The sequence below is a fragment of the Sphingobium sp. B10D7B genome, from assembly GCF_025961955.1.
Taxonomy (GTDB): domain Bacteria; phylum Pseudomonadota; class Alphaproteobacteria; order Sphingomonadales; family Sphingomonadaceae; genus Sphingobium.
In genome coordinates this window covers 1,740,972-1,753,077 of sequence record NZ_JAOQOQ010000001.1, presented here as the reverse complement: position 1 = coordinate 1,753,077, position 12,106 = coordinate 1,740,972, and the positions used below count along the sequence as shown (strand labels likewise).

Here is a 12,106-nt window from a genome sequence, read left to right as displayed (position 1 = left end):
GGCAACCAATCGTCATTCTCCCAGCGCGGCTCGCGGTCTGCGCGCGCCGTGTGCAACGCTGCCCTATTGCACTGCAGCGCCCGCTCCGCAATTGCCTTCCCAAGCGTGAAATCGCGCTTAACGGTCCCTTTGCCGTGGCATACCCCCTGGCAAGGCGCTATTCCGCTTCCATATTCACACCAGGTCATCTGGCCACATAATTCCTTTCCAGGAGCTTGTATCCATGCACATCGCCATTTCCGCCAGTCGCCCTGCCGACATGGACTGCCTCGTTTTCCCGGTCGCAAAGGGCGCCGCCGTGTCGCCGGGCATCGAGGCGCAGGCTCTGGCGGCGCAGGCGGCGGCGGCATCGCGCTTTGGCGGCGAGGCAGGCGCCGTGGTGGAACTGTTCGTAGCCGAGGCGGGCAAGACTCTCCGCGTCCTGCTCGTCGGAACGGGCGAGGGCACGCCGGCCGATCTGGAGAAGGCAGGCGGCGCGGTGACGGCACGGCTGCAGACCTCCGGCGTCAAGCATGTCGCGATCGACGGCGCGGAGCTTACTGCCGACGCGCTCGCCCGGATCGCGCTGGGCGCGGAATTGCGCGCATGGCGCATTGACACCTATCGCACGAAGCTGGCGGAGAAGGCCAAGCCGACGCTCGAAACCGTAACGCTGGTTCATGAGTCCGGCGAGCTGGCGGCGCTCGTGGATGATGCTAAAGCCGTCGCACAAGGTGTTGCATTCACGCGCGAACTGGTCGCCGAGCCAGGCAATATCATCTATCCCGAGAGCTTCGTGGAGCGCTGTCGCCATCTGGTCGATCTCGGCATTGAAATCAGCGTGCTGGATGAGACGGATATGGCCAATCTCGGCATGGGTGCCTTGCTCGGCGTTGCACAGGGCTCGGTGCGCAAGCCGCGCATTCTTGCGATGCGTTGGGACGGCACCAATGGCGCGCAGGCCAAGCCGCTGGCGCTGGTCGGCAAGGGCGTCACCTTCGATACTGGCGGCATTTCGCTCAAGCCCGGTGCGGGCATGGAAGACATGAAGTGGGATATGGGCGGCGCTGGGGCAGTTGCCGGTGCGATGAAGGCGCTGGCCTTGCGCAAGGCGCCCACGCATGTCGTCGGCATCTGCGGGCTGGTCGAGAATATGCCGGACGGCGGCGCGCAGCGTCCCGGCGATATCGTCAAAACCATGTCCGGCCAGACCGTGGAAGTGCTGAACACGGACGCCGAGGGGCGTCTGGTGCTGTGCGATGCGATCTGGTGGACCCAGCAGACCTACAAGCCCGAGACGGTGATCGATCTTGCAACCCTTACCGGGGCGATGCTGATCTCGCTCGGCAGCGAGCATGGCGGCCTGTTCAGCAATGACGATGACCTTGCCGAACAGCTCCTCGCGGCCGGTCGCGAGAGCGGTGACAAATTGTGGCGCTTCCCGCTGTCGCCCGCTTATGACAAGCTGATCGACAGCCCCATTGCCGACATGAAGAACATCGGGCCGCGTTATGCCGGCTCGATCACGGCGGCGCAGTTCATCAAGCGCTATGTGCAGGATGGCGTCAAATGGGCGCATCTGGACATTGCCGGCATGGTGTGGGCCGACAAGCCCGGCGCGACATGGGAGAAGGGCGCTACCGGCTATGGCGTGCGCCTGCTCGACCAGTTGATCCGCGACCACTATCAGGCCGGTTGAGATCTTGCGCAAATTTCGGCCCGGCCTTCGCAGCCGGGCTGGATAGCGCTAGAGCCGCAACATGCAGGTGGATTTCTATCAGCTCAGCCGGGACCCCGTCGAGGCGACGGTGCCCGCCATCGCGCGCAGGGTGCTCGATGGCGGCGGGCGACTGCTGGTCGTTTCCGCCGAGCGCGACCAGCTCGACCGTATCTCCGAGGGTCTGTGGAGTGCTGGACCGGAGAGCTATCTGGCCAACGATCATGCGGATGCACCCATGCCGCAGGTCCAGCCGATCCTCCTCGCTCCGAGTTGCGATGCAGCCAATGGCGCGCGCCATGTCGCGCTGGCCGATGGCCTGTGGCGGGATGAAGCGCTGGGCTTCGATCGGGTCTTTTACTTTTTCGACGATGCGACGGTGGGCGGTGCGCGGCTGGCCTGGAAGGCGCTGAGTCGATCCGAGGGCATCACGCCGCGCTTCTGGAAGCAGGATGGCGGGCGGTGGCGCCAAGGGCCTTGAGGCACCGCCGGCGCGCCGGATTCGCTCACCGCATGTGACGCGGTTGCTTGCTGGTATCGGCGCGCGCTTCTGCATGACGACTCTTGAGGGACGTCGGTGCGCTGGCCTGAAGAAATTCACGGCCGCTCAGCCCGTCTCCGCCGCGTCGGTTGAGCGGCGGTTCGAGCGTTTCGATCAACAGCGCTTCCATGGTCCTGAGCATATTGGCTTCGCTCCAGCACGCGCTTTGCGCGAAAGGCAAATGCTGACTGGCGTCTCGCAGGCCGAACCAGGAAAAGCGATTCCACCGGCCGGCAAGTCGGTCGGTCGTATGCGTCTTGAGTCGCGCATAGAGATCGTTGCTCGCACGCCCGACATAGACGGTCCGCGCGCCATCCTGTAGGAGGTAGAGGCCCACCTGACGGGCAAAGTTGAACAATGGCGCCCCCTTGGTGCGCCGGCCGAGAAGGAGGGGTTGTCCGGACCAGGACACCAGTTCGCGTTTCCAGAACATGCCAAAGGCATTCAGGCTCTCGCCCGGTCCGAGTTCCGGCCAGCAAATGGCAGGATATTGAGAGGCCCGGTTGCAGGTTGAGCTTTTGCGCGCGGCGCCTCGAGCCAGTGCCGGCTCCGTCGCCTCTGCTGGTAAGGTCAGGCAGGGCGTCGTTACCGTCGCCGGATCCGGAAAGCAGCGCTGCTGTCCCGGTGCAATGCTGTGAAAGCGCAGCGACCCGTCATCATGCCTGTCGATCCGATAAATGGATTCCTTCGCCTCCGCGCCCTGCATGTTCCCATTCCCCCTTTGCGCACCCAACCATGGCAAACTGTAACAATGTGAACTCAAAGCGCTTAATTGATCGTAACCCGTGGACGCCTGCTGCTCTTGATCGGCCGTCGCTTCGCGGGTAGAGCGCGCGCGACCTCAACTCTTTCGTTTTCTTTACCGGAGCATTTCTCATGGCGGCGACCCGCACCTTCTCGATCATCAAGCCCGACGCGACCCGTCGCAACCTGACCGGTGCTGTTACCAAGATGCTGGAGGAAGCCGGCCTGCGCGTCGTGGCATCCAAGCGCATCCACATGAGCCGCGAGCAGGCCGAGGGCTTCTACGCAGTGCACAAGGAGCGTCCCTTCTTCGGCGAGCTGGTCGAGTTCATGATTTCTGGCCCGGTCGTCGTGCAGGTCCTGGAAGGCGAAGACGCCGTGAAGCGCAATCGCGATATCATGGGCGCCACGAACCCCGCCAATGCCGAGCCGGGCACCATCCGCAAGGAACTGGCCGAGTCGATCGAAGCCAACAGCGTTCACGGGTCGGACAGCGAAGAGAATGCCGCGATCGAGATCGCCTACTTCTTCAAGCCGGAAGAAATCGTCGGCTAATCGGATGGCCGTCTAACCGTCGGCCTTCTAAAAAAGGGGCGCCAGACCATCGGGTCCGGCGCCCTTTTATTTGGTTTAGTGCTGCCGGCCCGAGGCCGCTTCCGCCGTGAAATAATCGAGCAAGGTCTGGGCCGATTTGAACAGGTCGTGCCGCTCTTCCACGCGGCGCCGCGCCTCGGCGCCCAACGCAGCCCGCTGCTCGGGCGTGGCGCGCATGATCCCGCGTAACGCCTCGGCAATGGCGTCCTCATCGCCAGGCGCGAAAATCCAGCCACAGCGTTCGTCCAGCAACTCGGGGATGCCCGCAATGGTCGTGCTTAGCACCGGACGGCCTATGGCGAAGGCTTCCATGATCCCGATGGGCAGGCCTTCGGCATAGCTCGGCAGCAGCATGGCGCGACCGGCCAGCAATTGCTCCCGCACATAGGCACCGGTGCCCCAGCCGTGCAGAATGACATGATCCTCGACGCCATGTGCGCGAATGGCTGCGCGCAGCGCTGCCTCGTCGTCGCCACCCCCGATCAGCTCGACCACAAGATCAGGAAACTCCCCGATCACGGCGGCGACGGCGGGCGGAATATGAATCTGGCCCTTGTTGGTGCACAGGCGGCCGATGCAGATCACTCGGCTGCTCTCGGGCGGGGCAGGCTGATAGGGGAAGTCGGCGAGGTTGATGCCGCAATGGACGATGCGGACCTTCTGGGCCGCCTCTGGGGCCTCCGCTACGATGCGATCGTGGCAGTAACGGGTGATGGCGACGATGAAAGCCGCATCGCGTGCCTTCTCGCGGATGGAGAGGCGGGCCGGCTCGCCGGGCACCAACTCATCGGGACCATGGACCGTGAAGCTGTAGGATGGCCCGCCTAGCCGCCGCGCCAGCATCGCCACGGTGGTTGCGTTAGTGGAGAAGTGGGTGTGGACGTGATCGATCCCTTGCGCATTGGCGCGACGGGTGAAAGCCATGGCCTCCAGCAGATAGGCGACATGGGCGACAAGGTTTCGCCCCGCATTGCGCCACACCCGCCACCAGAGCGGCAGCACCCGCAGCGTCCTGACCGGATGTAGCAGGCAGGTGAGCAGCACGTCGCACAGCAGCGCCGCCTTGCTGCCGGTGATGATATAGTGGGTGCGCGCCTGCTCGGCGATATCTTCCGGGTCGACCAGCTCACCATCCCAGTGCCGTAGGGCATAGCGCTCGACCGGCTGGCCGAGCGCCTCGATCGCGCCGATCTCGCGACGGATGAACGTCGTGCTGATCAGCGGATACATGTTGAGAAGATAAGCAAGTTTCATGGCCGACCGCTCATGGGAGCGGAGAGGCGAGCCTGTCAACGCGGCTAACCCTTTTTGCGGTAACGCCGGCCAGCAGGTCCGGCCCAGCAGGCCGGCAATGTGTGGAAAGTGGCTCCCCGAGTAGCAGCATCGGGGCCTGCTCCTCTCTTCCCACAGTTTCTCACAACTCTTGCCAAATGCATGAAATTAGGCAATTCGCCCTCCCTTGCTGTCTCGGGCTGTCCCGGTGCAGCACTGTCGAATTGGGGGCTCCGTTGGGGGCCAGTGGGGGCCTGTTTGCTGACAGTTTTGGCGTGCCGAAATGCCGTGGCGCGGGAGAAGCCATACAAGCTTGCGGACGCGAACGGCCTTTATTTGCACGTCCTGCCTTCAGGGACGCGCAGTTGGCGTTGGAAGTACCGTATTGGCGGCGTCGAGAAGAAACTTTCGTTCGGCCAATTCCCCGAGGTGTCGTTGGCGAAGGCGCGCGAGCTGCGCGACGAAGCGCGCAGGACATTGCGGGCAGGGGGCGACCCGGGCACCAAGTCGGCGCAACCGGAAGCGCTGCCGACCTTCGAGCAGGTTGCCCGGGACTGGCACAAGCATCAGTCTCTTGTCCGGGCGCCTCGTTATGCCGGCCAGATCCTCGACCGGCTAGAGACGGACGTATTCCCATCCATCGGCGCCATGCCACTGGCCGACATCACCGCAGCGACGGTTCTCAAAGTCATCCGGTCGATCGAAGCGCGCGATGCGCTGGTAATGGCCCAGCGCGTCCGGCAACATATCTCGTCGATCTTCGTCTTCGCGATTGGTGCCGGATTGGCCGAGACGGATCCAGCGAATGTCATCCAGCCGGCGCTGAAACCGCGCATGCGCACGTTGCGTCCTGCCGTGCTCAGGATCGAGGAAGCGCGCGCCCTGATCACCGCGGTGGAGGCGACGACCGACGCTTATGTGGGGACCAAGCTCGCGTCGCGGCTGCTGGCGCTGACAGCGGTGCGCCCCGGTGTGTTGCGGCTGGCCGAGCCGGGCGAGTTCGAGGATCTCGACGGGCCTGCGCCACTTTGGCGCATTCCCGCCGCGAAAATGAAGCTGTCACGCGAGAGCAAGGCCGACGCGGCATATCAGTTCGTCGTGCCGCTCGCGAAACAGGCGGTCGATGTGGTGAAGGCCGCTGCTGTTGTCTCGGACGGCCGGCCTTATCTCTTCCCGAACACGGTCAAGGCAGCCAAGCCGATATCAGACAGCACGCTGAGCAAAATCTATCGGGATGCGGGTTATCAGGGGCGACACGTCCCGCATGGCTGGCGCGCGACCTTCTCAACGATCATGAACGAAATGGCCGCGCAGAACGACAACGTCCTCGACCGCGCGATCATCGACCTGATGCTGGCCCACATGCGTGGCGACGTCGAAGCCGCATACAATCGGGCCGCCTATATGCCCCGCCGGCGCGAACTGGCGCAGATTTGGGCGGACATGCTCCTGAAGGACGCGCCGCCCGCAGCATCGCTGCTGCCGATCGACTGAACAAGCTCGCCGGAGCGCGGGCATGACGGCCCGCTCAATCGGCGATCTCGCCGCCAGCATCGCCGGCGTTCGTCGCCTCGGCCGCCGCACGCTGCAGCCGGTGCGCCGCAATAGCCCCTATGCCGGCGAATATGAGCAGGCGCGTTGGAAGCGCGAGAACATGTTCCCCCGATCGGAGAACAATGCCCGCCTGAAGCAACTCGAGCAGCTGATGCGGTCGACCAAGCTGCCCGGCCGGCGCCGGGGCATTGTTGGCGATATCGAGATGGACGTCTATCGCTTCCTGCTACGGCGGCGAGGCCGAATGAATGGCCGCCTGGACTATGCGATCAACACAATCGCGGCCGAAGTCCGGCGTGCGCGCTCGGCCGTTATCAACGCCCTGGCTCGCCTGAAGGAGCTAGGCTTCCTGGACTGGCGCCGGCGCACCGCCCCGGTTGAGGATCCCGAGCCGGGCGGGCAATATGTCCAGCAGATCTCCAACGCCTATTTCCTGACGCTGCCCCGCAAGGCGGCCGAGCTCGTGCGTCGCATCATGCGCCGGCCGACCGAGGAAGGCCGCCGTGCCGAGCAGCAGCGCCAATTCCTCGACCAGTTCAACGCCATGACGCCTGACGAGCAGCTGGCGACGATCGCCGACGAAGGGCTTCGTTCGACGTTCCGTCGCATGCGTCGTCTTTTGGAGGGTGCGAGTCCTCCAGACGGTCAGAATCAGGCCGTGTAAGAACAAGGGATAAGGAATCGAGCTACGCTCGATGCTCCAACCCCGCTTCGCGGGGCCCCGATGAGGGAAACCCGACGCCAGATCCCGCCCATAGGCACAATCAGCTCTCCGGCGCACCGGAGGGGCCGGGCAGGCTTTGGCCTGCCCGGGGGCTATCCAGGGGGATAGCGGGGCAAGAACTGTGCCAGGGCGGGCTGGCGCGCGCGACGCGAGCTAGCTGGCGCTGATGTCGAAATTGGCGACGATCAGCTCGCGTGCGGCCTGTGCTTTCGTCGATATCGTATATGTCGTCTCGACATCGAGGACCGTGAAGCGGCTGAAGATCTCGCGCGTCTCGGGCGTGGCATTGATGGAAAGGATGAACTTGCCGGCGATGCAGGCGAGCTGCTCGGCAAGGCGGTCAAAATCATCACGCGAGAAGACGGCCGCGCCATAGTCATCCTCGGATCCGTAATAGGGCGGGTCGAGATAGAACAACGTGGCCGGCCGATCGTAGCGGCGGATGAACTCCGCATAGGGCAGGCGCTCGATCGTCACGGAAGCCAGGCGTTCGTGCAACGCCTCCAGGTCGGCCGCCAATGTCGTGACATCGAACCGCGCCGGCCGATCGGTAGACACGCCGAAGTTCCGGCCGGTGACCTTGCCGGCGAAGGCGGTCCGCTGGAGATAGAGAAACCGGGCCGCGCGCTCGAGGTCTGTGAGCGTCGACGGATCCGTCTTCTTCAGCCGCTCGAATCCTGCCCGGGTTGTGAGCTGGAAGCGCAGCATATCCATGAATGCGACATAATGGCGCTGCAGAATCCGGAAGAGCGTCGCGACGTCCTCGCTGATATCGTTGATCACTTCCGCGCGCGCCTTCCGGCGCCGGCGCAGGAAAACGCCGCCCATGCCGATGAACGGCTCGGCATATGTGGTGCAGTCTACAGCATCGATGACGGACACAAGGCGGCGCGCCAGATTGCGCTTGCCGCCGATATAAGGCGCAATTGGTTTGGCCGAGGGGCAAAAATTTAGGCTTTCCATAACGATTGTTGATCCACATGGCCCCGCCCGATGCACGGGTGGCGGGACGGCCGGTTTGGCCAGCTAAGGTCGTGGCGAGCTGCTACTCGTCGGCTCTCCGGGCGGCTACCCGGATCCCCCGCCTGGCCTAGACACAGGCGACGAAGATTGTCGATCGACTGGCAATTGGTCGAACGGCGAGTTAGGTCACGGCCACATTGGTTCGGAGCGGCGACGTGTCCACATTCGGTTATGATGGCATCAGCACCCAGCGGGTCGTTGCGGTTGTCGACGGCAAGAGAAAAGTTCTCGCTTGGGGCGACGAGATCTCAGAAGATGAGATCGAGCCGTTCATCGAAGCCTATGGTCACGCATGGGTTGAACCGGTGAATGATCGCGCAGCGGAGGCGCTGTCTCATCCGACCTACGCTGGCCGGGCCTGAACCACTCAAACCCCGTCAACAAAGCAGCAGATTTGCCCACCGGCAGAACAGATCGCGCCGGCGCGCCAGATGCTCGGCGCGGTTGTAGGCAGCCTCGACCTTGTTGGTCGGCACATGCGCAAGCGCCTGGTCGATGACGTCCTTTTCGGTCGGGCACTCCTCATTGAGGATGGTCGAGAAGCTCGCGCGCCAACCATGGGGGACATGCCGGCCGCCATAGCCGGCCCGATTGTAGAGATCGCCGATCGCGCCGGCGCCGATCGGGAAGATCATATCGTTGGCATCACCGATATGGTTGCGCATCGATTGGAGCAGCTCGGCCGCCGGCGGGCTCAGCGGGATCAGATGATCATTGGCCGCGTCCGCCTTGCGCACGCGGGTCAGCTTCATGTGCGCGGCCGGGATCCGCCAGAGCGGGGCAGGGCCGTCCAGCTCCTCGATCTCACCCCAGCGCGCGAGGCGCAGCGCGCCGATGCGCACGGCTGTCAGGGCAAGGAACCGTGAGGCCAGCTTGACGCGCACCGCCGCGTCCAGCGCGTCGACGGCGACCTGCAGCGCCTTCAGCTGCTCGATGTCGACCAGCGCCGGGTGCCGCTGCACGCTCGGCGGCGGCGCCAGCTCTGCGCGCAGCGCTGCAGCCGGGTTCGTCGTGCAGAGCTCGCGGACAATCGCGTATGAGAAAATCGCGTCCAACCGTTGCCGGATCCGACGCGCGGTTTCGATGGCGCCGCGCGCCTCGATCGACTGCACGAGCTCGAGGAGCTGGACGGCCTCGATTCCGCCGATGGGGTTTTTCGCCAGGAAGGGAAAAACATCGCGCTCAAGGCTCAGGATCACATCGCGGGCATGCTCGGCCGACCAGCGGCCGCGGCGGTCCTCGAACCATGCTCGGGCGACTGTCTCGAACTGGTCGGAATGCGCCGCGGCGTCGCAATCGCGAGGATTAAGCCCGGCCGCGATCAGCGATCGCGCACGATCGGCGCCATCGCGGGCCTCGACCAGAGACATGTCGGGCCAACGGCCCAGGGAGAGCAGCTGCTCCTTTCCGCCGGCGCGGTACTTGAGCCGCCAGGACTTGAGGCCACTGGGCGCGACGAACAGGAAGAGCCCGCGCTCATCGAACATTTTGTAGGCGCGCGGCTGGATCCGCGCGGCCTTGACCGCTGCGTTGGTGAGCATGATTTTCCCGTAAAGGGGCCTTAGGACGGCGGGTTGAGCGCTGTGTTCAAGGCGTGATCAGGCATGAACTTTTTCGCGCATCGGGCGTGTAAGTCTCTGTGGCCACCCATATCAAAGCCGTACCGGCTAAGTGCCAGTGAGATCCGATAGGGTTCATTGTCGCCCGGTGGAACGTCGACTTCATGCCGCGCAAATGCGAACGCGGTGTCAACAAAGCTATTGAGCTCTGCAACATCTAGTACTCTATCGTAGACAGTCGTCTTGCTCGACGAAATTTTCTCGAGAAGCCGGCTATCTCGCATTCGCGCGTCAATCAGCTGAATTTTGCTGATTAATGTTGCGAGGAAAGCGGCAAACGCTTCATTATCTGTAGTCTCAATGAGAGACGCTAGATCGTTGATAACTGATTCCGGGGCTTTCGGTATCGTTATTTCAGATGAAAAATATAAAGGCCGGCGAATGCCGGCATTGGGCCAGATTGTTATCATGAGGTTGCCAATTTCCTCACAGTAACCCGACAATTTATCTAGTGCAGCCGGCATTCTGGCCCGTGCAGCAGAAAACGACCTTGCTCGTCGCTCGACTTCTAATTGAGCGGTTTGATCGATTTGCTGTCTTACTTGGCGTATACTAAAAATTGCTGCGACTACCGCAAGCACGCCAGTGATCAGCGTTTGCCAGTCATAAAGAGCGGCTCTGAACCATTCGGCGGGCCGAGAACCAAGGAAGAATGCGATATCGACCAAAATTTCCATTCGTGCTGTCCCCCGCGACCTGACCTAACACGACGCCGCAATGACGGATATCCCCTCCGCCCCGGTCGCTCATTTCGGCGCTTTGCGACGAGCCGATACCCCAATCGGTACCCCAACTATTGACCGACTCGGAGTCTAGATGTTCTCTATTCGTTCATGCCCTTGCACACCGGCCCTGATTGCATTTTCGAGGCAGCTGCGTTCCAGTACACCGTCACGATCCGTTGTCGGCATTGCGGTCATTTGAAGATCTACGATCCCCACGCTCTCTGGTGGCTGTTTCAGCGCAAGGGTTGGAACGATCATCTAAAGCAGCTCGGGCGACATTTTCGCTGCACCCAATGCCGCTCTAAGCAGATACAGGTCAGATTGACGCGTGAGGACCCGACTGGCGAACAGCCACCGCTTCCTCCGAAAAGCGAATGGCGACGCGCCGCAAATCGGTTCAGGGGGTAGGAGGGCACCAATGTGCAATCTGTACAGCGTCAAAGTCGGGCTGAAGGACTATCTCGCGCGGTTTGACGCCCTGCCGGATCCTGCGGATCGCCTCGTTGTCGAGAAGGATTATGTGGCCGCGGGCAAGCCGGGTTACGTTGTGCGTGAGCAAGATGGCGAGCGCCTTCTCTCGGTGATGAACTGGGGCTTCCCTTTCCAGGGCAAGCCGGTCACCAACGTGCGCAACTACACCTCACCATTCTGGAAATCGGCGCTGGCCAATCCCGCGCGGCGCTGCCTCGTCCCGGTCAATGAATTCCAGGAGTGGAGCGTCCAGGCGGACCCGGAGACGGGCAAGAAGCGCCCCTATTGGTTCACGGTGCCCTCACAGCCCACATTTGCCTTTGCGGGCATCTGGCGGCCGACCGAAGCCGATCCGGTCTATTCCTTTCTCACCTGCGGCTATGAGGGCGACCCAGCGACGCATGTTGTGGGCGCCATCCATCCGAAGGCCTGCCCAGTAATCCTTCACCCCGAGGACTATGACCGGTGGCTCCGCACCGATCTGGACGATGCGCTCAGTCTCGCGGCCCCTTATCCGAGCCAGTTGATGTCGATTGGCCGTTACGCGCCGCCGGCGCCTTGAGCGGCTTTCCGTTCAGCTGCTTCGCCTGGTTCCAGTCGATCGAGGCCTGCCGGGCCGCCACATAGGCGTTGACTGTCGCGGCATGGCGCAGGCGGCAGTCATGTGATTCCAGGATCGCGTTGATATCGCCCTGCGCCAGTTCACCAATGCTCTTGTCCGTCAGCTGCGCCGGCGCCGGGCAGGGGGCAGACAATGCCGCCGGCAGGGGTGGAGGCACAGGCGCCAACCGCTCCCCGGGCCCGATTGACTTCGCGGTACAGGCCGTCAGTGAGGCCAGCAGCAGGATCGGAAAGACGCGGCTCACGGATGATCTCCTTCGTGACGGTGGGCTGGATGATGGTTCTGGTCGCCTGCAGGGCGGAGCGTCCCTGCTCGTATCGCGCGCTTGCAGCGTTGATCTGCTCGCCGATCGCCTGCTCGGTCTCGCGCGCGCTGCGCGTCAACATGACGGCGGTGATCATGCGCTCGCGTTCGGCGTCGGCTTGGCCGCGGACATATCCGCGGTTATCGAGCCACCAGAGCGCGCCCAGGATCGCACTGACGCCCAGGACATGCGGCAGCGCGCGGATGAGGAAAGACAT

At 63.2% G+C, this 12,106-nt stretch carries 13 protein-coding genes; 7 read left to right on the top strand and 6 right to left on the bottom strand.

Translation table 11 applies throughout. From position 1 onward, the window contains the following. Window positions 1–223: 223 nt before the first annotated feature. Complete coding sequence (locus M2331_RS08330; RefSeq protein WP_181559852.1) at window positions 224–1,678, top strand: leucyl aminopeptidase; 1,455 nt, start codon at window positions 224–226, stop codon at window positions 1,676–1,678. A 61-nt stretch (window positions 1,679–1,739) separates the two neighbouring features. Then, window positions 1,740–2,177, top strand: coding sequence for a DNA polymerase III subunit chi (locus M2331_RS08325; protein WP_181559851.1), 438 nt, complete (start codon window positions 1,740–1,742; stop codon window positions 2,175–2,177). Between the two features lie 25 nt (window positions 2,178–2,202). On the opposite strand, the gene M2331_RS08320 is transcribed toward M2331_RS08325, so the two are convergent. After that, on the bottom strand, window positions 2,203–2,943 hold the full coding sequence (locus tag M2331_RS08320) for a GIY-YIG nuclease family protein (protein WP_181559850.1): 741 nt from the start codon (window positions 2,941–2,943) through the stop codon (window positions 2,203–2,205). Between the two features lie 170 nt (window positions 2,944–3,113). On the opposite strand from M2331_RS08320, the gene ndk reads away from it, so the two are divergent. Then, window positions 3,114–3,536, top strand: coding sequence for a nucleoside-diphosphate kinase (gene ndk, locus M2331_RS08315; RefSeq protein WP_181559849.1), 423 nt, complete (start codon window positions 3,114–3,116; stop codon window positions 3,534–3,536). A 75-nt stretch (window positions 3,537–3,611) separates the two neighbouring features. Here the strand turns inward: ndk and M2331_RS08310 are convergent, their stop codons facing one another. Further along, window positions 3,612–4,829, bottom strand: a complete 1,218-nt coding sequence (locus M2331_RS08310; RefSeq protein WP_181559848.1) for a glycosyltransferase family 4 protein — start codon at window positions 4,827–4,829, stop codon at window positions 3,612–3,614. Window positions 4,830–5,093: 264 nt separating this feature from the next. On the opposite strand from M2331_RS08310, the gene M2331_RS08305 reads away from it, so the two are divergent. After that, on the top strand, window positions 5,094–6,341 hold the full coding sequence (locus tag M2331_RS08305; RefSeq protein ID WP_264592443.1) for a tyrosine-type recombinase/integrase: 1,248 nt from the start codon (window positions 5,094–5,096) through the stop codon (window positions 6,339–6,341). A gap of 22 nt (window positions 6,342–6,363) precedes the next feature. Continuing rightward, window positions 6,364–7,065: a hypothetical protein gene (locus tag M2331_RS08300; protein ID WP_181559846.1), complete on the top strand. Its 702-nt coding sequence runs from the start codon at window positions 6,364–6,366 to the stop codon at window positions 7,063–7,065. Window positions 7,066–7,278: 213 nt separating this feature from the next. Here M2331_RS08300 and M2331_RS08295 read toward each other — a convergent pair whose 3' ends face one another. Next, window positions 7,279–8,088 carry a DNA adenine methylase gene (locus M2331_RS08295; protein WP_181559845.1) on the bottom strand — a complete coding sequence of 270 codons (810 nt, stop codon included), beginning with the start codon at window positions 8,086–8,088 and terminating at the stop codon, window positions 7,279–7,281. 215 nt (window positions 8,089–8,303) lie between these two features. Between M2331_RS08295 and M2331_RS08290 the strand changes: the two genes are divergently transcribed. Beyond that, the gene (locus M2331_RS08290; protein ID WP_181559844.1) at window positions 8,304–8,510 is read left to right on the top strand and encodes a hypothetical protein; all 207 of its coding nucleotides are present in this window, start codon (window positions 8,304–8,306) and stop codon (window positions 8,508–8,510) included. A gap of 15 nt (window positions 8,511–8,525) precedes the next feature. Here M2331_RS08290 and M2331_RS08285 read toward each other — a convergent pair whose 3' ends face one another. Together M2331_RS08285 and M2331_RS08280 are read right to left on the bottom strand one after the other, a co-directional pair. After that, the gene (locus M2331_RS08285; RefSeq protein ID WP_181559843.1) at window positions 8,526–9,689 is read right to left on the bottom strand and encodes a tyrosine-type recombinase/integrase; all 1,164 of its coding nucleotides are present in this window, start codon (window positions 9,687–9,689) and stop codon (window positions 8,526–8,528) included. A 20-nt stretch (window positions 9,690–9,709) separates the two neighbouring features. Continuing rightward, complete coding sequence (locus M2331_RS08280) at window positions 9,710–10,444, bottom strand: hypothetical protein (protein ID WP_181559842.1); 735 nt, start codon at window positions 10,442–10,444, stop codon at window positions 9,710–9,712. Window positions 10,445–10,910: 466 nt separating this feature from the next. On the opposite strand from M2331_RS08280, the gene M2331_RS08275 reads away from it, so the two are divergent. Next, complete coding sequence (locus tag M2331_RS08275) at window positions 10,911–11,525, top strand: SOS response-associated peptidase (RefSeq protein WP_181559841.1); 615 nt, start codon at window positions 10,911–10,913, stop codon at window positions 11,523–11,525. 140 nt (window positions 11,526–11,665) lie between these two features. On the opposite strand, the gene M2331_RS08270 is transcribed toward M2331_RS08275, so the two are convergent. Then, entirely contained in the window at window positions 11,666–12,106 is a 441-nt protein-coding gene (locus M2331_RS08270; protein ID WP_181559840.1) for a hypothetical protein, read from the bottom strand.

What these genes read in the sequence shown, in the direction of transcription:
- M2331_RS08295 (WP_181559845.1), bottom strand. Translation starts at nt 8,088, where the DNA reads ATGGAAAGCCTAAATTTTTGCCCCTCGGCCAAACCAATTGCGCCTTAT.
- M2331_RS08330 (WP_181559852.1), top strand. Translation starts at nt 224, where the DNA reads ATGCACATCGCCATTTCCGCCAGTCGCCCTGCCGACATGGACTGCCTC.
- M2331_RS08270 (WP_181559840.1), bottom strand. Translation starts at nt 12,106, where the DNA reads ATGTCTTTCCTCATCCGCGCGCTGCCGCATGTCCTGGGCGTCAGTGCG.
- M2331_RS08280 (WP_181559842.1), bottom strand. Translation starts at nt 10,444, where the DNA reads ATGGAAATTTTGGTCGATATCGCATTCTTCCTTGGTTCTCGGCCCGCC.
- M2331_RS08300 (WP_181559846.1), top strand. Translation starts at nt 6,364, where the DNA reads ATGACGGCCCGCTCAATCGGCGATCTCGCCGCCAGCATCGCCGGCGTT.
- M2331_RS08285 (WP_181559843.1), bottom strand. Translation starts at nt 9,689, where the DNA reads ATGCTCACCAACGCAGCGGTCAAGGCCGCGCGGATCCAGCCGCGCGCC.
- M2331_RS08325 (WP_181559851.1), top strand. Translation starts at nt 1,740, where the DNA reads ATGCAGGTGGATTTCTATCAGCTCAGCCGGGACCCCGTCGAGGCGACG.
- M2331_RS08275 (WP_181559841.1), top strand. Translation starts at nt 10,911, where the DNA reads ATGTGCAATCTGTACAGCGTCAAAGTCGGGCTGAAGGACTATCTCGCG.
- M2331_RS08320 (WP_181559850.1), bottom strand. Translation starts at nt 2,943, where the DNA reads ATGCAGGGCGCGGAGGCGAAGGAATCCATTTATCGGATCGACAGGCAT.
- M2331_RS08310 (WP_181559848.1), bottom strand. Translation starts at nt 4,829, where the DNA reads ATGAAACTTGCTTATCTTCTCAACATGTATCCGCTGATCAGCACGACG.
- ndk (WP_181559849.1), top strand. Translation starts at nt 3,114, where the DNA reads ATGGCGGCGACCCGCACCTTCTCGATCATCAAGCCCGACGCGACCCGT.